At 42.7% G+C, this 25,583-nt stretch carries 29 protein-coding genes; 17 read left to right on the top strand and 12 right to left on the bottom strand.

The features are described from left to right. Nucleotides 1-168: 168 nt before the first annotated feature. From ACYVRA_RS13055 to ACYVRA_RS13010, 10 genes are all read left to right on the top strand, one after another. The gene (locus tag ACYVRA_RS13055; protein ID WP_461253155.1) at nucleotides 169-1,356 is read left to right on the top strand and encodes an ankyrin repeat domain-containing protein; all 1,188 of its coding nucleotides are present in this window, start codon (nucleotides 169-171) and stop codon (nucleotides 1,354-1,356) included. Between the two features lie 44 nt (nucleotides 1,357-1,400). Continuing rightward, complete coding sequence (locus ACYVRA_RS13050; protein ID WP_461253154.1) at nucleotides 1,401-2,705, top strand: ankyrin repeat domain-containing protein; 1,305 nt, start codon at nucleotides 1,401-1,403, stop codon at nucleotides 2,703-2,705. A 44-nt stretch (nucleotides 2,706-2,749) separates the two neighbouring features. Next, a complete protein-coding gene (locus ACYVRA_RS13045; protein WP_461253153.1) occupies nucleotides 2,750-3,949 on the top strand; it encodes an ankyrin repeat domain-containing protein in 1,200 nt (399 codons plus the stop codon). 27 nt (nucleotides 3,950-3,976) lie between these two features. Then, nucleotides 3,977-4,129 (top strand): hypothetical protein, encoded by a 153-nt coding sequence (locus ACYVRA_RS13040; protein WP_461253152.1) that lies wholly within the window; start codon nucleotides 3,977-3,979, stop codon nucleotides 4,127-4,129. A gap of 63 nt (nucleotides 4,130-4,192) precedes the next feature. Then, the gene (locus ACYVRA_RS13035; RefSeq protein WP_461253151.1) at nucleotides 4,193-4,561 is read left to right on the top strand and encodes a hypothetical protein; all 369 of its coding nucleotides are present in this window, start codon (nucleotides 4,193-4,195) and stop codon (nucleotides 4,559-4,561) included. 245 nt (nucleotides 4,562-4,806) lie between these two features. Next, on the top strand, nucleotides 4,807-5,220 hold the full coding sequence (locus ACYVRA_RS13030) for a hypothetical protein (RefSeq protein ID WP_461253150.1): 414 nt from the start codon (nucleotides 4,807-4,809) through the stop codon (nucleotides 5,218-5,220). A 496-nt stretch (nucleotides 5,221-5,716) separates the two neighbouring features. Further along, nucleotides 5,717-6,061 (top strand): hypothetical protein, encoded by a 345-nt coding sequence (locus tag ACYVRA_RS13025; protein WP_461253149.1) that lies wholly within the window; start codon nucleotides 5,717-5,719, stop codon nucleotides 6,059-6,061. Continuing rightward, a complete protein-coding gene (locus ACYVRA_RS13020; protein WP_461253148.1) occupies nucleotides 6,054-6,614 on the top strand; it encodes an RNA polymerase sigma factor in 561 nt (186 codons plus the stop codon). The genes ACYVRA_RS13025 and ACYVRA_RS13020 overlap by 8 nt, the downstream gene beginning before the upstream one ends. Next, nucleotides 6,595-7,107: a peptidoglycan-binding protein gene (locus ACYVRA_RS13015; RefSeq protein ID WP_461253147.1), complete on the top strand. Its 513-nt coding sequence runs from the start codon at nucleotides 6,595-6,597 to the stop codon at nucleotides 7,105-7,107. The genes ACYVRA_RS13020 and ACYVRA_RS13015 overlap by 20 nt, the downstream gene beginning before the upstream one ends. Then, complete coding sequence (locus ACYVRA_RS13010; protein WP_461253146.1) at nucleotides 7,097-8,113, top strand: FAD:protein FMN transferase; 1,017 nt, start codon at nucleotides 7,097-7,099, stop codon at nucleotides 8,111-8,113. Before ACYVRA_RS13015 ends, ACYVRA_RS13010 begins: the two co-directional genes overlap by 11 nt. On the opposite strand, the gene ACYVRA_RS13005 is transcribed toward ACYVRA_RS13010, so the two are convergent. Genes ACYVRA_RS13005 through ACYVRA_RS12995 form a run of 3 tightly spaced genes read right to left on the bottom strand, consistent with a single transcriptional unit; the run spans nucleotide 8,073 to nucleotide 9,539 of the window. Beyond that, nucleotides 8,073-8,672 (bottom strand): hypothetical protein, encoded by a 600-nt coding sequence (locus ACYVRA_RS13005; protein WP_461253145.1) that lies wholly within the window; start codon nucleotides 8,670-8,672, stop codon nucleotides 8,073-8,075. The genes ACYVRA_RS13010 and ACYVRA_RS13005 overlap by 41 nt on opposite strands. Next, complete coding sequence (locus ACYVRA_RS13000; RefSeq protein ID WP_461253144.1) at nucleotides 8,669-9,196, bottom strand: Gx transporter family protein; 528 nt, start codon at nucleotides 9,194-9,196, stop codon at nucleotides 8,669-8,671. Before ACYVRA_RS13000 ends, ACYVRA_RS13005 begins: the two co-directional genes overlap by 4 nt. Further along, nucleotides 9,171-9,539, bottom strand: a complete 369-nt coding sequence (locus ACYVRA_RS12995; RefSeq protein ID WP_461253143.1) for a NusG domain II-containing protein — start codon at nucleotides 9,537-9,539, stop codon at nucleotides 9,171-9,173. Before ACYVRA_RS12995 ends, ACYVRA_RS13000 begins: the two co-directional genes overlap by 26 nt. A gap of 73 nt (nucleotides 9,540-9,612) precedes the next feature. Here ACYVRA_RS12995 and ACYVRA_RS12990 point away from each other — a divergent pair, with 73 nt between their 5' ends. Further along, nucleotides 9,613-10,608 carry a tryptophan--tRNA ligase gene (locus tag ACYVRA_RS12990; RefSeq protein ID WP_461253142.1) on the top strand — a complete coding sequence of 332 codons (996 nt, stop codon included), beginning with the start codon at nucleotides 9,613-9,615 and terminating at the stop codon, nucleotides 10,606-10,608. Beyond that, the gene (proC, locus tag ACYVRA_RS12985) at nucleotides 10,608-11,405 is read left to right on the top strand and encodes a pyrroline-5-carboxylate reductase (protein ID WP_461253141.1); all 798 of its coding nucleotides are present in this window, start codon (nucleotides 10,608-10,610) and stop codon (nucleotides 11,403-11,405) included. Before ACYVRA_RS12990 ends, proC begins: the two co-directional genes overlap by 1 nt. Nucleotides 11,406-11,573: 168 nt before the next feature. On the opposite strand, the gene ACYVRA_RS12980 is transcribed toward proC, so the two are convergent. From ACYVRA_RS12980 to ACYVRA_RS12970, 3 genes are all read right to left on the bottom strand, one after another. Beyond that, nucleotides 11,574-11,834, bottom strand: a complete 261-nt coding sequence (locus ACYVRA_RS12980; RefSeq protein WP_461253140.1) for a hypothetical protein — start codon at nucleotides 11,832-11,834, stop codon at nucleotides 11,574-11,576. Between the two features lie 417 nt (nucleotides 11,835-12,251). After that, nucleotides 12,252-13,151, bottom strand: a complete 900-nt coding sequence (locus tag ACYVRA_RS12975; protein WP_461253139.1) for a formylglycine-generating enzyme family protein — start codon at nucleotides 13,149-13,151, stop codon at nucleotides 12,252-12,254. 61 nt (nucleotides 13,152-13,212) lie between these two features. Beyond that, nucleotides 13,213-13,344, bottom strand: a complete 132-nt coding sequence (locus ACYVRA_RS12970; RefSeq protein WP_461253138.1) for a hypothetical protein — start codon at nucleotides 13,342-13,344, stop codon at nucleotides 13,213-13,215. 170 nt (nucleotides 13,345-13,514) lie between these two features. Here ACYVRA_RS12970 and ACYVRA_RS12965 point away from each other — a divergent pair, with 170 nt between their 5' ends. Beyond that, nucleotides 13,515-14,222 (top strand): hypothetical protein, encoded by a 708-nt coding sequence (locus ACYVRA_RS12965; protein WP_461253137.1) that lies wholly within the window; start codon nucleotides 13,515-13,517, stop codon nucleotides 14,220-14,222. Here ACYVRA_RS12965 and ACYVRA_RS12960 read toward each other — a convergent pair. Continuing rightward, on the bottom strand, nucleotides 14,216-15,409 hold the full coding sequence (locus tag ACYVRA_RS12960; RefSeq protein ID WP_461253136.1) for a GGDEF domain-containing protein: 1,194 nt from the start codon (nucleotides 15,407-15,409) through the stop codon (nucleotides 14,216-14,218). The two genes, ACYVRA_RS12965 and ACYVRA_RS12960, sit on opposite strands and share 7 nt — an antisense overlap. A 112-nt stretch (nucleotides 15,410-15,521) precedes the next feature. Next, on the bottom strand, nucleotides 15,522-17,027 hold the full coding sequence (locus tag ACYVRA_RS12955; RefSeq protein WP_461253135.1) for a hypothetical protein: 1,506 nt from the start codon (nucleotides 17,025-17,027) through the stop codon (nucleotides 15,522-15,524). A 103-nt stretch (nucleotides 17,028-17,130) separates the two neighbouring features. Between ACYVRA_RS12955 and ACYVRA_RS12950 the strand changes: the two genes are divergently transcribed. Together ACYVRA_RS12950 and ACYVRA_RS12945 are read left to right on the top strand one after the other, a co-directional pair. Then, nucleotides 17,131-17,664 (top strand): tetratricopeptide repeat protein, encoded by a 534-nt coding sequence (locus ACYVRA_RS12950; protein WP_461253134.1) that lies wholly within the window; start codon nucleotides 17,131-17,133, stop codon nucleotides 17,662-17,664. Continuing rightward, entirely contained in the window at nucleotides 17,665-18,447 is a 783-nt protein-coding gene (locus ACYVRA_RS12945) for a TIGR00282 family metallophosphoesterase (RefSeq protein ID WP_461253133.1), read from the top strand. Here the strand turns inward: ACYVRA_RS12945 and uxuA are convergent. After that, nucleotides 18,444-19,511: a mannonate dehydratase gene (gene uxuA / locus ACYVRA_RS12940; RefSeq protein ID WP_461253132.1), complete on the bottom strand. Its 1,068-nt coding sequence runs from the start codon at nucleotides 19,509-19,511 to the stop codon at nucleotides 18,444-18,446. The two genes, ACYVRA_RS12945 and uxuA, sit on opposite strands and share 4 nt — an antisense overlap. Before the next feature lie 7 nt (nucleotides 19,512-19,518). After that, nucleotides 19,519-21,843 (bottom strand): glycoside hydrolase family 2 TIM barrel-domain containing protein, encoded by a 2,325-nt coding sequence (locus ACYVRA_RS12935; protein WP_461253131.1) that lies wholly within the window; start codon nucleotides 21,841-21,843, stop codon nucleotides 19,519-19,521. A 156-nt stretch (nucleotides 21,844-21,999) separates the two neighbouring features. Here ACYVRA_RS12935 and ACYVRA_RS12930 point away from each other — a divergent pair, with 156 nt between their 5' ends. Beyond that, complete coding sequence (locus ACYVRA_RS12930; RefSeq protein ID WP_461253130.1) at nucleotides 22,000-22,671, top strand: response regulator; 672 nt, start codon at nucleotides 22,000-22,002, stop codon at nucleotides 22,669-22,671. Nucleotides 22,672-22,696: 25 nt separating this feature from the next. On the opposite strand, the gene ACYVRA_RS12925 is transcribed toward ACYVRA_RS12930, so the two are convergent. Beyond that, on the bottom strand, nucleotides 22,697-24,406 hold the full coding sequence (locus ACYVRA_RS12925) for a glycoside hydrolase family 5 protein (protein WP_461253129.1): 1,710 nt from the start codon (nucleotides 24,404-24,406) through the stop codon (nucleotides 22,697-22,699). 239 nt (nucleotides 24,407-24,645) lie between these two features. On the opposite strand from ACYVRA_RS12925, the gene ACYVRA_RS12920 reads away from it, so the two are divergent. Beyond that, a complete protein-coding gene (locus ACYVRA_RS12920) occupies nucleotides 24,646-25,077 on the top strand; it encodes a bacteriohemerythrin (protein WP_461253128.1) in 432 nt (143 codons plus the stop codon). 33 nt (nucleotides 25,078-25,110) lie between these two features. Here ACYVRA_RS12920 and ACYVRA_RS12915 read toward each other — a convergent pair whose 3' ends face one another. Beyond that, the gene (locus ACYVRA_RS12915; protein ID WP_461253127.1) at nucleotides 25,111-25,452 is read right to left on the bottom strand and encodes a response regulator; all 342 of its coding nucleotides are present in this window, start codon (nucleotides 25,450-25,452) and stop codon (nucleotides 25,111-25,113) included. Nucleotides 25,453-25,583 lie beyond the last annotated feature (131 nt).

Below are 25,583 nucleotides of genomic sequence, written 5' to 3'. Positions count from 1 at the left end.
GTACCATACCGGCTTAAAAGTAAAGAAAAATCACTATTTCAACGCAATAACCACAACGTGGTTACATTTCTCACTATCCGTAGAAAAACGCCAAGCGACTTTCAGTCGCACGACCTTTGGTCACATAAGGCTTTTTCATATAAAACAACACAAGAAAGGAGATATTAAATGAAAACAAAACTGGTTTTAGGAGTATTGGCGGTATTGTTACTGTTACAGGCGCAGACGGTTTTTGCAGATGATTACGATAATTTTATAAATGAATTAAACCGTAATAATATCGGTAATATTGAAAAGCTACTTCAAAAAAGAGCAGGGCAAATGGATTTGGCGAAATGCATGTATGGAACAATATACTCTTCAATATATGCCGAAAGTTTTAACAAGGCAAATTGTCTGGATGTGCTTAGACTACTGGTTCGTTATGGAGCCGATGTGAATAGGCAATATAAGTATGATTCTTATTACCCTTTAGAAAATGCAGTATTTAACAAACACTCATTCGCTGTCATACAATTTTTACTGGATGCTGGTGCAAATCCCAATCGTGCTTCTTCTTTTATGCCAGTAAGAAAGGCTTATTCGAATAAAGATATGCCTGTGGTAAATCTTCTGTTGGACAGGGGAGCTAACGGAGAAGAAATTCTACCATCTGCTGCTAGTAATGGAGACAACCAGATGATTCGGCAGCTTATTTCAAGAGGAGTGCAAATTCGTTCCGAAGCAGGAGCTGATGCATTAAGACGGGCGGCATTTCTCGGAAAGTTAGATACCGTAAAATTGCTTGTTGAAAACGGCGTAAATGTTAACGCACGCGCTAATAATAACGATGTCTTGGTTGAAATTGGATCTATCCCGCTTGGCGCAACAGCCGCATCTCTCGCCTACGACAAAGGCGAAATAGAAATCTACAACTACCTCAAAGCCAACGGCGCGATAGACTTTGAACCACGTCAGGTTGTGCAACAGCCGTCAGCGCCTGCGCAATCTTCAAGCAATTACACCCCTCCTCCTTCATCGTCAAGCGGTTCTTCAAGCCAATCACAATCATCGGGTCCAAGCGGGGCGGACGTTGCCGCGCGAGTTGTCGGCGATATTAACAGCGCATTTCAATCGCCGCTTGAAAACGGCAGGTACAGAATTTCGGGAAGACCGGAAGAAATTAGTTTTGCCGGAATTGCAAAAAGCGGAATGGTATATTACAAGGACGCTGCCGGTACGCAAAACAAAGGCACTTATTCAATAGACGGTGATCGTCTAACAATCAATGTAATGAATAGGTCTTACATTTACAGCATAACCAGTAAAACGTCATTTTCCGGAAATGGAGAAGCTTGGTACAGAGTTGGATTTTAGGCATCTGCTAGGCGCCTGACAAAAAAAACATAAGGAGAATTAAAATGAAAAAGAAAATGGTTTTAGGAATAGCGGCGGCATTGTTGCTGTTACAGGCGCAGACGGTTTTTGCGGCGGATACTTATAGTGATTTTGAGGCTGCAATAAGAGAAGGCAATCTTTCCAAAGCAGAACGCATCCTTAAAAACAACGCTAAAAAATGGAGTATTGATGAGCAGGGCAAAGCTTGGCTTTTCACAGTCTTTGATGAGCAATTCAGTTCCTCAAGGTCATTACAGGCAGCACAGTTATTGTATCAATATAATGTTGATTGGGATGATTGGAGTATTAATACTGCCTTACATAGTAAGAAATCAGAAGATTTGATCCGTTATCTGATAACTATTAGAATGCCGTTTGGACGTTACTGTTGGGCTGCTATTACCAATGGATATGGGGAAAATTTTACACGGTTTTTGATAGATAAAGGCGCACCTATTGATTCTCTTATCTATGCTGCCATTGAGAAGGGATATAGCGATAATTTTTTTCAATTTTTATTAGATAAGGGAGTAAAAATAAGCAGTCAAAACTTACAAAAAGCGGCACAAAATAAGCGATGGTCGCTGGTTTCTCTCATGGTAACCCGCTTAAGCGAGGATGACATGAGTTATCGCTATACCCGAGCTGACGCTACCACTGATTACAATTCACAATCAGCGGCTTACCGTAGTAGGAATTCTTTTGATTATGACCCTAATGATAGCAAAACAGCCCTCATGTATGCCGCACAGTCAGGACAGCTTAGAATTGTCAGGCTTTTGGTAGAAAAAGGCGCAAAAGTAAATCTCCGTGCTGATGACGGCGCAACCGCCGCTTCTCTTGCTTACGACAACGGCGAGATTGAAATTTACAATTACCTTAAAGCTCATGGCGCAATTGACTTTGAACCACGCCAAGTTACACAACAGCCGGTAACTCCTGCCCCCGCGCCGGCGCAATCTTCAAGCAATTACACCCCGCCTCCTTCATCGTCAAGCGGTTCTTCAAGCCAATCACAATCATCAGGTTCAAGCGGGGCGGACGTTGCCGCACGAGTTGCAAGTGATATTAACAGCGCATTTCAATCGCCGCTTGAAAACGGCAGGTACAGAATTTCAGGAAGGCCGGAAGAAATTAGTTTTGCCGGAATTGCAAAAAGCGGAATGGTATATTACAAGGACGCTGCCGGTACGCAAAACAAAGGCACTTATTCAATAGACGGTGATCGTCTAACAATCAATGTAATGAATAGGTCATACATTTACAGCATAACCAGTAAAACGTCATTTTCCGGAAATGGAGAAGCTTGGTACAGAGTTGGATTTTAGGCATCTGCTCGGCGCCTGACAAAAAAAACATAAGGAGAATTAAAATGAAAAAGAAAATGGTTTTAGGAATAGCGGCGGCATTGTTGCTGTTACAGGCGCAGATGGTGTTTGCGGCGGATACTAATCGTGATTTTAATGCTGCAATAAGAGAAGATAATTTTTCAAAAGCTGAACGTATCTTGAAAAACAATGCTCATAAATGGAGTATCAAAGACCAAAGAGATTGTTGGTTTATGCTCTCTTTTTATAATAATTCTACAGCATTAAGAACGGCACAGCTTTTATATCAATATAAGGTAATTTTTGGTGATAACGATGTTGATAATTTCATAGTCTTTGAAAAATCAGAAGAATTATGCCGGTATCTGCTTAGTATTGGAATGCCAATAGGAAATAATGCTATTGCAATGGCTGTTAACAAAGGTTATTCAGATAATTTTGTACAATTACTGCTTGAAAAAGGAGGAACACTTAATGATTGGGCTTTACGAGCAGCGGCAAAAAATAAACGTTGGGTATTGTTTCCTGATTTAATAAACAAATCGACAGAAGACAATATTAATTACCGCCAGACTCGCGATGAATATACGGCATGGTACAATTCACTATCTGCATCATTCAAACAAGATGTTTCTTTTAATTATGACCCCAGTGAAAGCAAAACCGCCCTCATGTTTGCCGCACAATATGGACAATTTAGAATTGTCAGACTATTGGTAGAACATGGTGCAAAAGTAAATCTTCGGGCAGAAGGCGGCGAAACCGCCGCTTCATTAGCATACGACAACGGCGAAATTGACATCTACGATTACCTCAAAGCCAACGGCGCAAGGGACTTTGAACCGCGTCAAGTTACACAACAGCCAGCCACACCCGCACCCGCTCCTTCTCAATCGACAACCAATGTGTATGTACAGCCTTCTACGCCTTCACAATCAACCCAATCCACTAATCAATCCCAGTCCGCCGGTTGGAATCTAAGTGTAATGAGTGGAACAAACAATATTGGCGGAACATGGAATAGCTCTGTTGGTAATGGTTTTATGGTTTTAAATGGTAATGGTTCAAGCGGAAGCGTGAATATACAGGCGAATGGTAAAAATTCATCGGGAACAGCAACCATATCCGGTAATAGTCTTCACCTGTATATTACAGATGGTCAATTCAAGGGACAGCAGTTCAAGTACACTATTGTTACCAACAAACTAATTCAGGGAGACGGAGAAAACTTTAGTAGATATTAAGCAGACAGACATTGTGGGGTAAGCTAAATGTTTGACAACAAAAGTGCCGCTGATAATTTTGTAAAAATGCCGATTTTCGGCTTTTTAATAAACCGCCCGTATGGGTGGGTAATGCTAACAACGAGGGGTAAATCCTCGAAAGACAGGGGAATATTGCAAAAAGGCGTATCGGTGGCATAGCCAATTTTTTGGCTAAGACGGCTTTTGAATATTACTTTGTTTTTTTAGAAAGGAAGGGGTTTTATGAAAAAGAAAATTTTCCTAACAGCTTTAGTAATGCTTATTATTTTGGCAGGCGTAGTTTTTGCGGAGGACGATGTATGCAATTACTATGAAAATGGCACTGCTCAAATTGACGCAAGGATTAGTTTTTCTACAGACAAAAAAACTGCCACTATCGAAATAAAAAGTTATGTCGGCAAAGAGCGAATTGAAGTTTATAAAGTAGTGGTTGACAAACATTCCTTTGATACATGGGATATAAAAGGTACTAAAGTTATTGGACCTCACGGTTTAACAAGCATTATAGTTACCTCTGATAAGCCTTTTGGTTTTGGTCAAAATGCCAACGCTCAAACACCTTTTAAAGTTTATTTGAAGACTTGCCCGTAAACTATATAAATAATTACTGTAGCCGCCACCGGCTACAGCACACTAGGTAAACGCAACAGTGACACCCAAATTTCATAGTGTCGCTGACAAGTCGGCGGCACTTGATATGGGGTAATTTGGATTATGTAAAAGGATGTATAACGTTTGCAGCTAACGCTTTTTCCAAGTGTACCTGCTCCCTCTTTGTGATCTTTGTACCTTTGTGCTCTTCGTGTGAGATTTTTCGTAAGGAGATTTAAACTTGAATGAAACAAACCATCGCCTTCGCCCTATTCTTTATCTTCTCCTCGCTTTCCTCGCCGGTTGCCTATGCGCAGGACTTTTCTTCAATAGACAACGATTTAGCGCAGTTGGAGAACTTGATAAACGATACTCTAACCAACACGCAAGAGCAGCAGAAACTATTGGAAGACTTGAAACAGAACTTGACCGCGAGCGGGATATTAATCGCCAACTACGAGAACACAATCAAAGAGCAAGAGACCTTACTGGCGAGCTTACGGGAACAACTAACCGCAATGTCAGAAACCTACAAGAAGCAGTCGCAATTATCAGCGAGATACGCGCAAAGCTCAAAATTCTGGCGGACTTTTACAATAATAGCGATCCCAGTAACAGCAGTAATTAGCGGCGGCGTGGTGTGGGCGGTGAGTAGGTAACTCTCTTTTTTTTACCACGAACCAACACGAACAATTTGGAATTTATCCGTAATATTTCTCACAAAGCTCACGAAGGTACAAAGATCACGAAGTGATAAATTGCTAATTACCGCTAGAAGATGTATGCCGAATAAATTCCTTGAGTACAGGCGGGCAGGCTGCGTGCGATGTAAAAACATCTTTCGGAAATTCCCCGCCGTAGGAGACTTGGGAATAAAACAAAGAAAATTCAGAGAATAAAAGTTCGGCGACGACCCCTAGATAAAGCTTTCTGCCTACCGCTGTCTAGTCGCCGAAAGGCTCCGTAGGCGGGTTCTTCCGAAGTTTTTACAGCGTGCGCAGCCTGCCCGCCTGTACTAAAAAAATTCCTTGGGCATACATCGTGTAGTAAAAAGGGAACATATTACCGTATCACTCCGCAACTTTCCCCATTTTTTCGTGTCAAAATCATAGACGAATAAGAAGCTATAATTTACAATAAAATCTGGAGTAAAACATGAATGGAACATCCGCCGCCGCACAGGTAATTATCGCGGTAATTCCCATAGTGGGAATTGTAATGGGTTCGGTAGTTATTTTCTTCTACCTGTTGTGGAATTACAGACGAAGGACATTATTGATTAAGGCGGGACAATACGCGAAACCGGATTTTAACCTGCTTACGTTCAGCCTGTTAGCGGGCCTTCTTTTAAGCAGCGTTGGCATATCGTTAACTGTATTTTTATCAGTAGCGGTTGAAAAGGCGTCATACGGCTTATTGGGCGGGATCATTCCACTGTCGATGGGCATAGGGCTTTTAATCTTCTATGTGATAAAGCGGACTGAAAAGCGTGATGGCTGATGAATCTGAAATAAACGATCGGTTAGTCGTCAGCCAAATTGTTTCGGGACAGAAAGATTTGTTCCGCCTTTTAGTGCGACAGCATGAAAAGGCCGTCTATGGAATGGGAATGAGCTTCTTCCGTAATTCGGATGACGCTTCAGATTTCGCGCAGGAGGTTTTTTTAAAGGCGTACCGGAGCCTTCCACGTTTTGAAGGAAGAAGCCGGTTTTCAACGTGGCTTTATAAAATCGCCTATAACACGGCGTTAAACGAGGTGAACAGGAGGAAGGAATACCACAGCCTTGCGGAGGAAGACGCTGAAAAACTTACAAACAGCGGGGAAACGCCAGAGCGCATAACGTTGCGTAACGCGGCAAGAGAAGCAGTCCGCGCGGCGATAGATGAGTTGCCGGAACGTTTTAGAATTTGCATCGATTTGTTTTTCTTTTATGACCGTTCATATCAGGAGATTGAGGCGATTACGGGCATTCCCGTAAATACGATAAAATCTCACGTGTTTAGGGCGAAGATATTATTGAGGGAGAAGTTAGATGGGTTATCAGAAAGTTGACATTGACAAAAAGGAGAATGACACAAGTTGTTCAAAGAATATGGATTTGTATTATGAATCGCAAGAAGGCGGGGAAGATTCCATGTCGCTTTTAAGCCAGATACAGGTGTGGGCTCATTCTCTTTTTTGCCATGTCTGCGCTGAAAAAATAGAGCGTTATGAAGCCGCGAAAATTTTAATGAAGGAAGATTTTTTCCCTTCCTCTCCCGCTCTTGAAGAGACAATAATGGCAAGAATAGACGCCGAGCAGCCGGATGAAGCGCGTGATACCGTGGGCGGCTTTTCAACGCAAAGCTGGGTAATAGCGGGATTCGTTATTCTAATATCGCTCGCGACCGTATTTTTCGGGCTTGATTTCCAGCGTCTCGCGTTGGAATCGGGAATGTCATTCATGCTGCCCGTAGGCATAACAATCGGCATTGTCCTAACCACCTACGGCGCTCTTTTTATCGGCAGCCACCTGAAGGAATTATCTGAACGCTTTGGTTTGTAAGCAAATAACAGTTTCATTGTCACTTTGTTTATTATTCTTCGTATCCTGCGCCGAACAAGTTACAACCCGTACAGATTTCGCGCTTGGAACAGTCTGCTCCGTCACTATTTTTGAAAAAGGGCAAACGGGAGTTTGCGATGAAATTTTTTCCAGAATACGCGAAATAGAAAATCTTATGAGCGTGAATATTTCTTCCTCTGATGTCAGCAGAGTAAACGCCGCCGCAGGAATCGCGCCGGTACAGGTGCAGGAAGACACGTTTAAAGTAATTGAACGCGCCATATATTTTGCCGAATTAAGCGGCGGCGAGTTTGACCCCACAGTGGGGCCTATTGTTTCTCTCTGGGGAATTGGCTCCAGACCGCGCGTCCCAAGTAACGAAGAAATTAACGAAGCGCTGCCGTTAATAAATTGGCGTAACATTGAAATGGACGCGCGGTCGAAAAGCGTATATCTGACGCATAACGGCATGGCTCTTGATTTGGGTGGCATCGCTAAAGGTTATGCGGCGGACGAGGCGGTTAAAATAATTAAATCGAGTAATATAAACAGCGCGAAAATTGATCTTGGCGGCAATATTATCTTGCTTGGCATTAGGCGTGACAAGAAACCGTGGAAAGTCGGCATTCAAAATCCTGACGGTAGACGGGGTTCCATTATCGGCGTTTTACAGATACCGGAAAAAACTGTCGTAACTTCAGGAGTTTATGAGCGGAACTTTGAAAAGGACGGAGTGTTGTATCATCATCTGCTGTCCGTAACAGACGGCTATCCCGTGAACAATGGGCTTGTATCGGTGACAATAATAGCGGATGTTTCCATGGACGCAGACGCTCTTTCTACGGCGGTCTTTGTTTCAGGTTATGAAAAGGGAATATCAATTTTAAAAAATTACGGGGATGCGCGGGCGGTTTTTGTTTTTGAAGACAAGAGCGTAATCGCCACGCCCGGTTGTGATTTTACGCTTACAGATAAAAAATATAGTATGGCAGCCATGAAAGAATAACAACTAAAGCTATAATAACAAATCCCGCGGGTTTGGTTTTTACTGTTTTTTCGTCAGGCGCGGGCAGGGTTATATCGCTTAATTCCAACATCAGATTGTCAATTTCTACGAGAATGTTTTTTTTAGGAAAGTTGTATTTCTTGTTCATTATTGCGGAAAATATATGCAAAGACTCGCAGAGTAATTCGCCAAAAGCGCCGGGAATTTTTAAATCGCGCCTAATCGTCAGCTTTGACAGCATTACAAACGATTGTAAGGTGAAAGCCCTATGGACTCCGGCCTGTAACGCGCCGGAGGTTATTTTTATCGCGCCAAAAGAAAATAAAACGCGCCCGTAGGGAATAATCAAATTAAATACGATAATAAACATTATTATTGGAAACGTGATTAAAAAATTGATTTTTTGTCCTGAAAGCAAAACCAAAATACAGAAAAACGCGAATTGATAACACCGGTATCCCGTGCTGGGAATAAAAAGCAGAGCCGGCATAATTAACAAACCCGTGAAAAACAACGCTTTCGCGCTAAAAATATTTTTGTAAACTTCAAGCCTGCTCATAATTTTCTCTCATTAATCTGATACCATTTTGAAACGCGGGTAAAGGCTTCGCAAAAAACACCTAACGCGATTCCCGTAATAAGCCCGGTCAGCAAAAATGGCGGCGCGATATAGCGGATATTTCCCTTAAAAATAAAAAAATGCGCGAGCGCCAACTGCGAAAGATTTGAAATAACGGCCCCCGCAGTCCCCACGCCGATAAATGTTATGTGTTTTTTCCCCAACAATCGGCGTAAGACAAACATAAGGGCGGCTGACAAAAAAGTCCCGACAAGCGAAAATAAAAAAACATATGAAAATAAAGTTCCGGTAATCAACGCCTGCCCTATAATTTTAACGCAGATCAATAACAAAAAAGCGGTAAAAGGAAAAATATCCAGCGCGAGCATTATCGGCATATTGGCAATCCCAATACGCATAAAAGGCAGGGGCTTTGGTATCATGTATTCAATGGCGGAAAGAAACAGGCACAAAGCGCCTAACAGGGCGAGATTTTTTCTACCAGGAAATTCCGTCAATATCATCTTCAATCCCATTTACAATTACAAATACATTATTGGGAAGACAAGCCGCCCACTCTCCTTGCCTTGAAAGAGAACCTACGGCTATACAAGTATGATTATCACATGGCGAAGACTCAACCCACGCGCAGTTTCCGCAAATGCGTACCGTCGTATCTCCAATCGGCCCCGCCACTACGACCGTCGCGTCGGCTTCAATGGGATAAACCCATTCTTTGTCCTGCCCTTGAATCACCACCTGCGCTTTTCCATGCGGCCTTAAATACGCCATGTAAGCGGCAAAAAACGTCAACCCCGCCACCGCAAGGATGATGATAATGTCAAATATTTTTACCCCAATTTTCATAATGACACTATATCATAAAAAGCGCAAAATTAACCGTCTTTACTCTTTTTAAAAAACTAGTTACATTAAATCTATGAAAAAGATTTCTCTTACAGGCATTAAACCCACAGGCGATTTGCACATTGGCAATTATTTTGGCGCGATAAAACCCGCGCTTGAGCTTGCCAAAGAATACGACGCGCGTTATTTTATCGCCGATTATCACGCCTTAAACACAATGAAAAATCCTAAGGAACTCAATACTACGATAAGGGAAGTGGCCGCAGGCTGGCTCGCCTCCGGTCTTGACCCTGATAAAGTAATTTTCTACAGGCAAAGCTCAATCCCAGAAGTTTTTGAGCTTACTACAATGCTAATGGCATTTACGTCAAAGGGGCTGATGAACCGCGCCCACGCGTACAAAGACGCCGTGCAGAAAAACAATGATAAGGGCGATGATACCGACGCGGGAATTAACATGGGATTGTTTACATATCCCGTGCTAATGGCGGCTGACATTATTCTCTTTGATTCCGATATAGTTCCAGTCGGCAAAGATCAATTGCAACATATCGAGATGGCGCAGGATATAGCGCAGTCTGTAAACGCAAATTACGGGCAACAGGTTTTAAAAGTGCCGCAGGCGGGAATTCAGGAAGATGTCGCGGTAGTGCCTGGCCTTGACGGGCGAAAAATGAGCAAGAGCTACGGCAACGTTATCCCTCTTTTCGCGCCGGAAAAAATTCTGCGTAAAACTATCATGAGGATAACTACAAATTCGCAAACCGTAGAAGAGCCGAAAAATCCCGATGAAAGCCAGATTTTCCAACTCTACAAATTATTCGCGGACTCCTCTGAGCAGGCCGCTCTTGCCAGCCGTTACCGCGCGGGAGGCATGGGCTGGGGGGACGCAAAGGAAGAATTATTCCGTGTGGTAAACCGGTGTCTTTCACCCATACGCGAAAAGTTTGACGCGATCATGGCGGACATTCCGTCACTCGATAAAATTTTGGCGCAGGGAGCGGAAAAGGCGCGTCCTATCGCAGCCGCGACCGTTAAACGTTTTAGAAAAGCGGCAGGAGTAGACTGATGAGTATTATTTCATGTATCGGAAGCGGAAACATGGGTTCCGCTTTAATGAGCGCCGCCAAGGGAGCGGACATTTACATTACGGACGTTGATTTAGAAAAAGCAAAGACCTGCGCGGCGGCTTTAGGGGCGAAACTTTTATCCACAAACATTGAAGCCGTGCAAAAGGGAGACATTATTTTTCTAGCCGTAAAGCCGCAAGTTTTACAACAAGTGTTAGCTGAAATTGCCCCAATCGCGAATCAAAGACTTAATTCAAACCGCGCGCCCGTTTTTGTTTCAATGGCGGCGGGCTGGTCTATCGCTAAAATACAAAGTATTCTCGGCGCAAAAATGCCCGTCGTGCGCATAATGCCCAACACTCCGGCGTTAATTGGCAAAGGAATGATAGCTCTGTCAGCCTCGCCAGAAGTTTCCGCGCAGAGTGTATCGGAACTTGAAAAAATCTTAGGCGGCGCGGGCATTATCGATAAAATTGACGAGCGTTTCATGGACGCCGTTACAGGCCTTTCAGGTTCCGGCCCCGCGTTTGTCTATTTATTCATAGAAGCGTTAGCTGACGGCGGAGTCCGCGCAGGTTTGCCAAGAGACAAGGCCCTCCGCTACGCCGCCCAAACAGTGTTGGGTTCCGCCGCAATGGTTCAGGAAACAGGAAAACACCCGGGAGAATTAAAAGACATGGTAACCTCCCCCGGCGGAACCACAATAGCCGGAATCACCGCCCTAGAAGCCGGCGCATTTCGCGGCACGGTAATCAAAGCGGTAGAAGCCGCTTGGAAACGCTCCTTGGAAATTTAACCCCAAGACCTCACACAAAGATCACAAAGGGACAAAGATCACAAAGGAGGATTAAGGGTTGAAATATAGCGGTAACCACCCCTGAATTTGCCGCATTGGTTGCTCTTGCCCCCGCCACGGTAAAAAAGTTCGCCGCCACTCCTTGCAATGTATAACCTGTCCTTGCCGTCAGGGTAATTGTCGCCGTGTACGCGGTCCCAGCTTCAAACAACGCGTGGTTGGGCTCCACGTAACGGTTCCCCGGTACTGCAACGTAGGTGTAACTTCCGTTACCGGCTTTGCTCCGACTGCCGGAGCTGTTACGCCTACAATTTCCTTAATGTCGATTGCGGGAAAGTTTTGCGCCGTTACCGGCCTCGCCAGCGCAAACACGGTAATGGCGATAACCGCCATCCTTGTGATAAATTGCCATTTTCTCGTATTTTTCATAACACGCTTCCTATTGTGATAATTAAAAAAGAGAAACTTGTGCCTGATGCCGTTTTGGAATTTCTTACGCTCATACGGAGAATATTAACAGTTTAAATTATATTTCTCAAGGGTGCCAAAAAGGTGACAGTCACCCTTTACCAAAATAAACCTCCCGAAAAATGTTTTTACATCTCACGCAGCCTGCCCGCCAGTACTCAAGGATTTTTTTAGGCATACATTCTGACCACTAAAACACATTTAAAAAAAAGAATCATCAAAAAAACACTATTTATGTGTTTTAGTGGTCAGACGCTAATTAGCATTTTATCACTGTGATCTATTAGCAATGAGCAATAAACACTATCGGCAGCATACAAATGTCGCATAACGACATTAGAGAAAAGCGGTATCAGATTACTTTGCGCTCCGCAGGGCTCAGGGACAGACCAGTCGGAAGCCGAGCATGATGTAACGGCCTCCTGTAAAGGTGTAACCCCGAACCGCCGAAAGCAGGACCTCGTCGTCGCCGTTCCATGCCCCGCCGCGAAACACCCGGCCAAGACCGGCAACCGCTCCAGTGGGATTAGTTTGGATACTGCTTGAGTAGTCTCCATACCAGTCCCAGCACCATTCACAAACGTTCCCATGCATGTCATATAAGCCCCACGCGTTTGCAGACTTCAATCCCACCTGATGCGTATGATTTCTGCTGTTGACTCGATACCACCCCGTGCTGTTGCTTATCGTAGCCCCCGTGTTGTACGCAGTCGTCGTCCCCGCGCGGCACGCGTATTCCCACTGCGCCTCGGTCGGCAAACGGTAACCGGTGGAACCTGAAACCACCTCCACGGCATCCCATGCCGCAGTGTCACCAACTATATATTCATCTTCGTAATATGGCACGCTTCCCCATACCGCAGGATCGGTACTCCCAGATATTCTGTACGCCGGGCTTAACCCTTCCATAACGCTCAACTTGTTGCAGAATACTAAAGCGTCATACCAGTTTACCATCTCAACAGGTAATTTGCCGGGCGTACCGCTTTCCCCCGCTACGGCTAACCTAAAAGCACTCGGATTGCTCCCCATTACCGCCTGATACTGCTTCTGTGTTACCTCATACTTGCCAATCTTAAAACCGTCCAAAAATACCGGATGTTGCGGTTGGTCTTCTCTGCCCATTCCCATTATAAACATTCCGCCGTCTATTGTTACCATTTCCATTGTTGAGGCTGTGCCGCCATCATCTCCGCCACAGCCTGTCAAAGGCATGGCTAAAAACACGATTACCGCAATAAAGGCGATAAAGCCGAAAATTTTTTTTGTAAAATTCATAAAAAACTCCTTTCGCTCATGGTTAGAAAATAGCATAAATTAAAAAAAAACGCAAGGGCAATTATTCCTCGGATTCGACGCTACGAATTTTTCTTGTTGTTTTTTCCCGCTTATTTTGGTTGGCAAGTAAAATAGCGTCGGCGTCATCTGACAACTCATTTGCACATAACGCGCAGTGGTAAAAGCCGCCCATAGGCGGCGTACTTTTACCGAGGCAAAAACGGCACCCTTTAGAAACAAAGCGTGGACCTCACGATAAGATAGCGGACATAAACCCCTTCTTCCCTCTTCTTTGTGATTTTCTCTTCTTTTATGTGAAGTCTTTTGATTATATTTAAAGCGTTAAATTTCCGATAAATTAGTATGCTCCGTAAAGGAATGTTGTCTTTTTGCCTATTTTTCTCTGTTTTTTACGCTGTTTACGCGCAGGGTACCGAATTTGGGCAGCATCCGCTTGTTTTACGCGGCGAAGTATATGTAGATTTAGAGCAAATATACGCCGGCCACGTAGACGAAGAATACCCGCTAACCATTCCTTCGGCAAGCAGACGCGCGCTTGAAGAGGCTGCCCTGTTTTATTCGGCGATGATCCACGGGTGGACGTTTAGTTATGAAATAGGAGAACGGGCAAGAAAAATTGACGAACTCCTTGAATTGGAACCTGCGGGAGAAATTAAATTCGGCGATCCATCGCTTGTAGTTACAGATACCGAAATCAAAGATATGCGGCTTAGGGTATGGACGGATTACCATTTGACCGACGCGGGACAAAAAAAGATTCATGTGTGGCGCACGGGAATGATAAGAAACATGCAGGCTACAGGTTACGCCCCTACTTCCTTTAAAGAGTATCCCGGCTGGATCGCCGTAAAAAAACTTGCCCTTGAGGATTCGGCGAGAGCGGCGTTACGTGCCGCCTTACGCGGAAGCGAAAGAAATCGGCCAAAACATGCGAATGGATTTATCAGCCTGGCCGCTTTCCCGCGTTATTACATTGACGGCGGGCGTTGGGCAGTCTTCGCCAGATTCAGAGTGCAGATAACGGAAATAATTCCTTTTGCCGCTTATTGATTTTTTTCAGGGTCTAAACGGTATTCTTTAATTGTTCTTCCTTTAACTATAGTACAATTTCGCCCGTTCTCCTTGGCGGAATACAACGCTTTATCCGCCAGAGCGTACATTTCTTCCGTATCGGTTGAAGCGCCGCATTTTTCCACATATACTCCAAGGCTCATTGTCACATATTTGGAAACGCTTGATTTTTCATGAGGGATTTTCAACAATTGTATTAATTTAGTAACGCGCGATATGACGGCATTTACATGAGTAACGTCTTCTTTTTCAAACCAAAGCAGGGCAAATTCTTCACCGCCGACTCTGGCGCAGTAGACCCCCATTGTATCTTTTAATCTGTTAAACGCTTCGCCTATGGCGCGAAGGCAGTCGTCGCCTTTTGGATGACCGTAAAAATCATTGTAGTTTTTAAAAAAATCAATATCCGCGACGGCGAGGCATAAAAAATCATCGCCCGCCCTGTAATTAACAAGATACCTGTGAAAAGTCTGCATAAAATCACGGCGATTTCTAAGTTTTGTTAATTCGTCCACCGTGCTTTCTTCCAAATACTTGTCTCGCTCATTTTCCATTTTAGAAATGCTTAATTCCGACATAAAACGCAGCTTAGTAATCCGCCAGCAGGCAAATACGCTGACCATGACGGAAAATATCACGTTGAAAATATCGGTAACATATATTTGTGGCGGTTTAAAAAAAACTGATAAAACTATAAAAACTGACGCTGCCGTCAGCGTAAGGCAAATATTTAAAATAGGAGAATTGACAAATAAGATCAGGGCGCATACAAGAAGGATCATAAAGCCCACGGCATAATTATTCCGATCCGCCAAAACGCTTATATATAAACCAAAAAATATTATATTCACATAATAAATTACGGTTAATATATAAATATAAGTTTTATTAATTGCCTTTCTATGACTGTTAATTAATCTGATATAAATACCGGTAAGCGCGGTAAGCAGCAGCCCGACTAAAGCGGTAATTAAATATATGCCCGCGCCATAAATATTATTTTTTATAAATATGGGATAACACGCGAAAATACAGGCTAAAACTACAACAAAAATATTTACAAGGCGAAGACTATACAAATTATTTTTACATTCCTTATTCATGAGTAAATAATACTGCTCGCGCCCCAGCGAATAATACCGCCAGAAATTTAACAATCCGTACATTCTTTTTCCTTAATAACCAATTTATCTAAATTTCTTCAAAAAATCAAGATATTTCCTGTTTTTTTAGTTAAATTTTAAGCTTGATAGGCATATCTTTAAATTTTAAATATTCTTACTTTTTCCCTGAATACAAAGTAAACTCCATTTTTTCCTTGTTCTGCGAGAGGGCATTTAACCATAAATTTTTCTTTTTTGTAATTTCCTTGCTCTTTCGGCCTATTGCGCGTAATTTTTCATATACCATCGAACCGTTCTTGGCGGCAAGCCATGTTTTGTAATGATCCCCATGAAAAATTGCCGTGGATTTTTCTTCGACTTCTTTATCAATGTACTTTTCAAAAGCGTCAAGAAGAAGCTGATATTTTTCTGTAATACCCCTAAGATAATCAAGAATCAGCCTGTCAAACGACGGTATCTGTTCGCTGATATTAATTAAGTCGTGTAAAAATTCAACGGCAAGATAGTAATCCTCATCCCTGCAATACGCTTTATACCCAAGACGGCATATATGCACATAAGATTCATTTGTTATAGTCTGCATGTCCCGAATCGGCTGGGGCGGCGTTATGGAAAATTTAGGCATGGCTTGCGCGACTCTTACAAGCAGTTCAACCATATCTTGATATATGCGCTGTTCCCATAAATTTTCGCGAGTGGAAGAAAAAAGTTTAGTTATGTACTCAGCGAATTGTTCCTTATAACGCTCATTCTTGTCAAAAACAACTTCACAGGTGGGAATCATAACCCCTTTAAACTCAATATGGCCGGTATCAAAGAAATAAATCGCGTTATTTCGCGCCAGAATACATTGTTCCGCGGCGTTTTCTTTCTCATAATTCATCATTACCTGTTTGGCAATCATGATTCTCGATTCTTTGGGCGAAAGCTCGTTTGCTCTAGTTTGCAGTCTCGCCCCTGAGTTAAGAAGGAAACCGGAAAGGTTGCCTCTTTCCGTAATTATCAACGGGCTTTGCGTATTTCCGCCCGTAATTCCGGCGGAAATTTTAAAAACAGGGAGGTTTTCAGCGTTACTTGAACGCTTTGTGGGTATTTCCGGATCTCTGACATTATCGGTCTTGCCAAAATAATCAATAATGCACAGAGTTACCATAACCGCGTCTTTGGCGCTGGCGGCGACGACAACCATTTCATCGCCCCTTTCCCTCTGGCTTATCGCGCCACATTGGGTAGAGATGCGCCTGATTTCATTTTCAATAGCCCAATCCAAATTGTGCATCATAGAAAGATTTTTTCTGGATTCCATGCAGAATTTCGTATAACCGTGAATATCAAGCATCGCGATATAAAGGTTGGATATTTGCAGAGTTTTTTTCAAATCCCCCGCTTCGGGAAAATCCCTGTCCGGAATGATCAATTCTTTCCAGAGTTTTTTGTGGGTGGTTGGAGAAATAGCCGCAAAAAATCCCCAATTCAGGCCTTTTAACAGTTGAAACGCCCTCATTATCACAGGATGCGTCCATTTATCCTTAATCGCGGGCGCGATCAGTTCCCTTAACTTGGAAAAAGCGGTAATTTCCTTTGTAATTATTTTGTCATAAAGGAATGAGAAAAACTCATATTCTGTCATTCCGCTGTTATATTCGCCAATGTTTTTCACTTTTATTTCCTGAATATGATTATACTATATACCAAAAAAAAATAATAGAGTGTAAATTAAAAATATATTGTTAATTCAATATTTTTAAGTTATTATTAAGATAATGGAAACTGTTGCGAATCTTAACAATTCAGCTGTCGCATTAACAGAGGCAAATAAGCCTTTTGAGGCGATTCCCCTGTTCCGCGAGGCGTTAATTTTAGAGCCGGAAAATCCCCTTTTATGGCTAAATTTAGGCATAGCCCAGCAGAAAACAGGCGAGTACGCGGAAGCGATTGACAGTTTTAAACATTCATTGGTTATCGACAATGATATTTGCGAGGCATGGAATTCAATGGGCCTTATTTATTACGAATTGAATGATTTTGTTCTTGCCGAAAATTGCTACAAAACGGCGTTGTCCTGCAACGACAATGATCCAAAAGTTTGGAACAATCTTGGCGTTTTATATTTTAACATAAATAATTTTGAAGAAGCCCGTAATTGCTTTGAGAAAACGATAAGCATATTCCCGCAGTATAAAGACGCGTTGATCAATTTGCGGGACACATGCAGGGAATTGGGCGATTACCGCGCGGCTGCGGAATTTGAGCGGATTATTTCCAACATAGATATAACTGTCGGATATAAATTATAAATGAAAGTGCTTTATGTCGCGGAACTGGTAGGTAAAGCGGGCGTTTATACGTTTAAAAAAACGTTATGTGAACTAAAAACCCGTTTTCCCTGGGATTTTATGATTGTCTGCGCCAACGGAGCTACTGGAGGGAACGGGCTTGGCCGCACTCACGCCGCATACATTCACAAACTTGGCGCTAATGTTATCACCCTTGGAGACTGTTGTTTCTACAAAAAAGATTTGACGGAAAATCTTGACAAATGCCATTATGTTCTGCGCCCGGAAAATTTAAGTACTGACGCTCCCGGAATCGGATCAAAAATTTACGCTGCGGAGAACGAAAAAGTAGCCGTCGCGGTTTTTATCGGCCAGAACGGATTTGGCCGCGTTCACGCGAATAACCCCTTCACTGCCCTGCCCACGGTTATTGAACGTCTAAGAAAACAAACTCCCTACATCATAGTAGATTTTCACGCGCAGGCAAGCGCTGAAAAAAAGACTTTTATTTACGCCGCCGACGGCCTTTGTTCCGCCGTAATCGGTTCCCACACCAGAGTCCAAACCGCCGATGAAACTGTCATGCCGAATGGAACCGCATACATAAGCGACGCTGGCCGCACGGGGAGCCAACAGTCCGTCGGCGGCTGTGAGATAAATTCGCGCATAAAAGAATACCTGACAGGCATCCCCGAATGGACAAAAGAAGCCTGGGAATCCCCCGAACTTCAAGGCGTGTACTTGGACATCGGCAAAGACGGTAAAGCGCGTTCTATAGAGCGGATACGTCTTGCCGCAAATTAATTTTTATTTTTTTGAATCGCTTCTAAAAGTCCAGACAGATAACTTAAACCGATGGCGCGGTCGTATAATCCGTATCCTGGCATGGAGACTTCGCCCCAGATGGTTCTTCCGTGATCCGGCCTTATCGGGCCGTCAAATCCAGTGTCGTATAACGCTTTCATAATGGCGTACATGTCAAGGGAGCCGTCGCGTGACAGATGGGCGGATTCTTCAAAATCGCCGGGGGCGTTATGTTTAACGTTGCGGACATGGGCAAAATGCACGCGGCCTTTCAGGCTGCGTATAATTGCGGGAATGTCGTTGGCGGGGCTGCTTCCTAAACTGCCGGTACAAATCGTTATGCCATTGCAAGGATTGTCTACCGCTTTAACAAGACGCAGAAGATCATCTTTATTTTTCATTATTCGAGGCAGGCCGAATACCGACCATGACGGATCATCGGGGTGAATCGCCATTTTTATTCCGTACTGTTCGCAAGTCGGCATAATCGCTTTAAGGAAATATACCAAATTTGCAAATAACGTTTCCTCGTCAATTTTATTGTAAAGTTCAAACAGTTTGCGGATATTCGCCATTCTTTCAGGTTCCCAACCGGGAAGCAAATGCCCATGCGCCTTTTCGCTCATTACGTCAAACATATTGTCGGGATTGACTTTATCAATTAATTCCTGCTGATACGCCATTACAAAAGCGCCGTCGGGACGGGGTTTCGCCAAATCAGAACGCGTCCAGTCAAAAACGGCCATAAAGTTATAACAGACAAGACTTATGCCGGCCTGCGCGATTATTTTTAAAGTATTAATATATTTTTCTATATATTTATCGCGCTTATTCCCGGCGGTTTTAATATCGTCATGAACATTGACGCTTTCTATTCCCGCTATAACAAGCCCGTTATCCTCAACTTGTTTTTTAAGCGCGAAAAGCTCCTCTTTTTTCCATTCCACCCCAGGCGGAACGCCGTACAGAGTGGTAATAATTCCGCTAATGCCGGGAACCTGCCGTATCTTGTCCAAAGTTACGGGATCAAAACCAGGTCCGAACCAGCGCATGGTCATTTTCATTTTTAATTTACTTTACCTTGAAGCGTAACGACGCTTTTTTAAGATTTTCGCCATATGCGCGTAACAATAAATTTCCTCCCGAAGCGCCCGCTTTAATCATCGCAAGCGCCCTTCCTTCAAAAGTAACAACTTTTGTTTTAGTAAATCCCAAATTTTGGGTCAAATCACCGGAACAGGCTCCAAGGAATTCCGCGTCCCCTTCCAGTGAAAATTCTATCAATTCTTCATTGGGGCAAAGAATGCCGTTTTTATCGGTAACGTTAATTTCTATATGCGCGATTTCACCGGCTTTAAGATTAGCGTTATCAGAAATAAGTTTTATATTTTGCGCCTTGTCCGCCGTCTTTAAAATATATGTGCAAGCCTCTTTGCCGTTGTTGATTCCCTTTACTTCAATATTACCTTGCGCGTATTCAAAAGTCCACTCTACAATTCCGTTTTTAAAATCAATTTTCTTTCTGCGCCCCATTTTCTTACCATTGATCCACAGTTCCACTTCATCGCAGGTTGTAAAAATCGCGATCTTTACGGTACTTCGTAAAAAATGCTCATGGTTAAGGTGGGATGTCAGCTGGGGGAACGACCAGCGTCCCCGCGAATAGTCAGGCTTTTTATATTGATCATAAAACGCAAAATAGACAAAGGGCTCATCCGTCCAGATGCTTTTGCGGAAAAACGCATTAGGCTTCATAAAGCCGCAAATATCCAAAATTGATCCCGGCCAGCCTTTTGAAGGCCAAGAGCTTTCGCCAAGATAATCAATTCCCGCCCAGATAAATTGTCCTATTACGTTTTCATTTTCAAGAACAAACTGCCACGGGTTCTTATCGCAAATATCTTCATAGTTAGTCCCTACGCTTGAATAATACTCATAACACTCCGTCCCTACAATGGGCTTTTCAATTGACTTTGTATAATGTTCGTATAACGGCTCATGGTAATTAAGACCCAATACGTCAACGCTCCTTGCAAGTTTTTTTGTTATTTTTACAAGCTCTTGCGGCGGTTGGTTCACAAGACTGCGCGGAATCGCGTGCGGGGCAAGGGCGCAGGTCACAGGACGCGTATCAAGACCGCGGACAATGGCGGCTAATTTTTCTTGCGTATCAAGCATGCCGTCATCGCCCTGATTTTCCACCTCGTTGCCGATACTCCACATAAAGACGCACGGGTGGTTTCTGTCGCGCAGAATAAAATCCGTAAGGTCACGCTGGGCGTCTTCGTCAAAATGCGTGGCGTAATAGCCGCTCTTCCATTTGTCAAAACACTCGTCTATTACATAAAACCCAAGTTCATCGCATAGATCCAAAAATTCTTCCGCTGGCGGATTGTGGCTTGTCCTTATCGCGTTACAGCCTAGAGTTTTTAAAATACTTAGCCGCCGCCGCCAAACAGCGTCATAATAAGCGGAACCCGTTATACCGCCGTCATGGTGCAGGCACACTCCTTTCAATTTTACTTTCTCTCCATTTACCGTCATTCCCATGTTATACGCAATCTCCACAGCGCGGACGCCGAATACGGTCTCTATTGCCTCCCCTGCCCCGCCCTCCTGCTCCAGATAAACGACTGCGCGGTATAAATTCGGCTCTTGCGCTGACCACAGTGCGGGGTTTTGAATACGCAAAGTTTGTTTCACCTCTGTTTCTTCTTTCCCGCCGCAGTCAAAGGAAATTTGACTCTCAGCGGCGCAGGTTCCATCGGGGGCAAGCAGGCGCAGGCAAACGGCGCCGCCGCCTTTTTTATCACGGCTGACAATTGTTACAGTTACGGCAATTTCGGCGGATTTTTTGTCAGCTGACAATAAAGGCTCAACATGAACGCCCCATGTTTTAATGTGCGTAACGGGATAAATTTTTAAATAGACATTCCTGAAAAGCCCGCTGCCTGAATACCACCTGTCCGGCGCTTCACAGCCGTTATCCAGTCTTACGGCGATGATGTTTTTTCCCTCTTTCACAAAATCAGTAATATCAATCTCAAAACTTGAATAGCCGGATGAACGTCCGCCCGCTTTTTTTCCATTTAAATAAATCGCGCTGTTACGGTATGCGCCGCCAAAATAAATATAAACTGCCTTTCCTTCAATATCCTTTAATGTAAATTCTTTACGGTACCAGCAAACTCCCTCCCACGCGAAAAATCCCTGCATATTTTGACTTGTCCTAGTATCCCCCTCTCCGCGGAAAAACGGCTGTGATATAACCCAGTCATGCGGAAGATCTGTCTTTTTCCATGCGCTGTCACAAAAATTCTCCGCATAGGCGTTTTTAACGTCACCAAGCAAAAATTTCCATGACTCGCTAAAAAGAACCGTTGAATTATCATTCATATATAACCTCAAATCTTACAGATACTTTACCATATAATAAATAAAAAGTCATAAAAACACGTCATTACTAAATTAAATGGTATTAATTAAAAAATAATAAAAATATAGGATTTAACCGCTATAGTTTATATCAAAAAGATATGTTAGTATTTTTTTATGACAAAAATAGGAAATACAAAGGTGCTTATTATTGATAATCATCCGCTTTTTATTATGGGACTTACATCTCTTCTTGAAAAAACTTCTAAATTTAATATTATCGGTACAACCGAAAATTACAGAGACGCGTTCAAAATCGCTGAAAAGGAGAAACCAACACTGGTACTGATGGAAATCCGCCTTGGCGATGAAAACGGATTTGAGTTAATTAAAAAATTAAAGATTTTAAATCCTGAAATTTCAATTTTAATAATTTCTTTTCTTGATGAGCGTTTTTACTCTGAAAGAATTCTTCGTCTTGGAGCGCAGGGATATGTTTCAAAAACAAAATCTGCCGACATTATCATTGAAGCCATAAATACGGTTTTGGATAATAAAATATATTTAAGTGAAAATGAAAGAGAAAGGTTATTTACCTTTCTGGAAGAAAACGCCGGCAAAGACAAGAAGGACTGGACTGCTTACATGCAGACGCTTTCCAACCGCGAATTACAGGTTTTTTTGCTTATTTCCAAAGGATATGGCACGGTTGAGATTGCTTCTATGCTTAAATTAAGCGCCAAAACAATTGACACGCACAAGGAACACATGAAAGCTAAACTGCATTGCAATACGACGAAGAAACTAAGGCAGCACGCGATAGAATGGGCTAACCACCATGAGCTTTAACTTTAGTTTTTAAAAGTTTTTATATTTAATTTGATATTTTTATATCGTCAAACCAAATAGAAATTCCTTTCATCGCGCCGTTTTCACTGACAAACTCCAGTCTTTGTATGTCTTTCCATGAAAATTTACCTTCCGGCGAAAGCCATTTTTGAGTCGCGTTAACCCACGCTCCGTGTTCAGTCATTCGCGCGAGAGGGATTTTTATAACGTGCCATTTTCCATCAGGCGGAAGTATCGCCTCATTTATCGTATAACGTATGCGCCACGGAATCGCGGCTTCGCTGTTTAAGAAACGCACGTCAAAATTGACTGAAGTTTGCGTCCGCGCCTTAAATTCCAAATTAAAACCGTTATTAACAATTAAACTGAAATCCTTTATTGAATTGTCAATGTCAAAATAAAACACGTCGTACTGCGACGTGTTCCCCCAGCGGATTGCAAATTCCCCCTGCGCCGAATTCGCGTCGTACAGGCTGAAATCCACGCCGTTTCCCCAGAAACCTGCCGATACGTATTCATTGTTAGGATAATCGTCATATATGACAAAACCGCTATTCAAAGCCTGTTCCACGCGTTCAATCTGAGCGGGAGGATTATAGCCCATAGCGCGTACCACTTCCGTATTAAGATCATGGTTAAAGCTTCTCCTATTTGAATTAAAAATTCCAAAACCTCCAAAATAATCCCAGCTTGCCCTGGAGATATTTCTTTTATCCAAGGCGTCCGAAACAATTTTATACCATGTTACGCGATCTTCTTTTGGGCTGTTAGGAATATATACGCCAAACTCTCCGCAGAAAACGGGAACATTCCTTTCATTGGAAAAAGCGATTACCCTGTTTAATGACGCGTAAAGCGCGGAGGGGGCGGATTCACGCGAATAATTCGCGATGGCGGTTTCAATCCATGTTCCCCTTAAATTAGCCGGAACCTTAGGCATTTTTTCTTTTATGTAAGGAAAGGGAACGCCTCTAAGCGCCGCCATTGAAGGCTCTCCCCATGTCGCCCCCTGATGAGTGAAAATAAATGGATCATAAAAATGAAAAGTATAAATTAAATTCGCGTCCGAATACTTTGGAATCGTATTAAGTTTTTTTATCGAATTGTAATCAGTCCCACCCACAATAATAGTATGCTTGCCGTCAATTCGCCGTATAGCTTCAATCGTCTTCCCCTGAATTTCCCCCCACCGCGCGTCAGATATGCCGTGAGGCTCGTTTAAAATTTCATATAACACATAACTGCCGCGATCTTTAAAGAGACGCGCGATCTGTTCCCAAACGGGAATTAAAATCTTATCTACATCCGTACTTGTAGGAAGTATAGGATCAAAAGAATGGTTGTCAATAATAATATAGATTTCGTGTTTCTCCGCCCAATCCACCGCTGTTTTTAAAAACTTAACCAAAAGCGGATCAAGGGTATAATTGGGGGCTCCGCCCGTCATATTGTGCATTTTAATGGGCAGTCTTATCACGTCCGCTCCAAGGCTTTTAATATCTATAAAGTTCTGTTCTGTAAACTTTGTAAAAGGAATGCCTCCCGCGTTATTCGATTCAAACCACTCTGAATAATTAAACCCTTTAGAAAAAGGAGCCGACCGGACAGCCGCTTCTACGGTACCTGTTTCCGAAAAATCAACCGGTTTTGATTCAGTTGTATTGTTGCCGCTGCTGCTATTGCTACTACAGGCGGCTAAAATTATCATAAAAATAAGAATTAATTTAATTTTCAAGAAATCCCCCTAATTTTATTCTACCACATACCGAAAGAAAAATACGAAACTTTTTGTAATTATATGTAAAGATTCACACAAAGATCACGAAGGTACAAAGATCACAAAGTAATAATCGCGGTTAAAAAAACAGGTAATAGTCATTAATATCGAAATTAAGTTGTATTTTCATATGCTTTGATTAAATTGATCTTGTTCTTTTTATAATAATTTGTTATATTTCCATATAGGAGGGATTGATGGACGAAAATTTCGTTTCCTGGGATGATTCTTATTCTGTGGGCTTCGAGCATATTGATAACCAGCACAAGGAACTTGTAAAGATGGTAAATGAGCTTTACATGGCCTGTAAGATGGGGGCTCTCAAAGAGGACATTGTATATTTACGGACTGTCAGCAAAGCTTTGGAATATGCCAGAGTGCACTTCTCTGACGAGGAAGAATATATGGGCATGGTTTCCTATCCTGAATTGGCAGAACATAAAAAACAGCATGAAGCATTTGTCGTAGAGATTAAAAAGTCCGTAAAATTATTTGAAGATGGAGAAGCGGCGCCGATTGAATTGGCCAATTTCTTGAAAAATTGGCTTCTTAACCACATTGCCATATCTGATAAGAAATACGCTCCATATTTAAAGCAATTAATTCAGGATACAGAGCCTGTTAAATAAAATTATTTTAAAATAAAAAAAGATAAAACATCGTTAAAAATATTCGCGCAGTTTTTCTTTCCAGTTGCCGCCTTTCTGGATAGTCGCCTTAACTCCCATGTCCGCAAGTTTTTGTACCCGCTCGTCATTATCGCTGGCAGTCACGGCTATAATTGTCATTGAATGGCCGGAAAATTTAAGCTGCCTTATTAATTCCTCGCCTTTCATATCGGGAAGTTCCAACCCAGTAATAACGCAGGATACTTTACGCGTTCCGACAGCGTCCAATACGTCTTCGCCTTTGCTGAAATCTTCGGAATTAACGCCCAGTTCCGCCAAAAAAGACTTCATTACCTTGCGAAAAAAACCGCTGTTATCAACATGGATTACATTCATACGACCTTCCCTTTAGGATAAATTCCCTTTTAAATTGACGGATACATCCTCAGCAACCAGTATACACGGAATATTTAAAAAATGCAATGATTTTATATCCAAAAATTCACGCCATCTTTCAACGCAAAAGC

The sequence above is a fragment of the Treponema sp. R8-4-B8 genome (genome assembly GCF_054786175.1).
The sequence above is the reverse complement of the archived record's forward strand: the minus strand, read 5'-3'. Positions and strand labels throughout refer to the sequence as shown.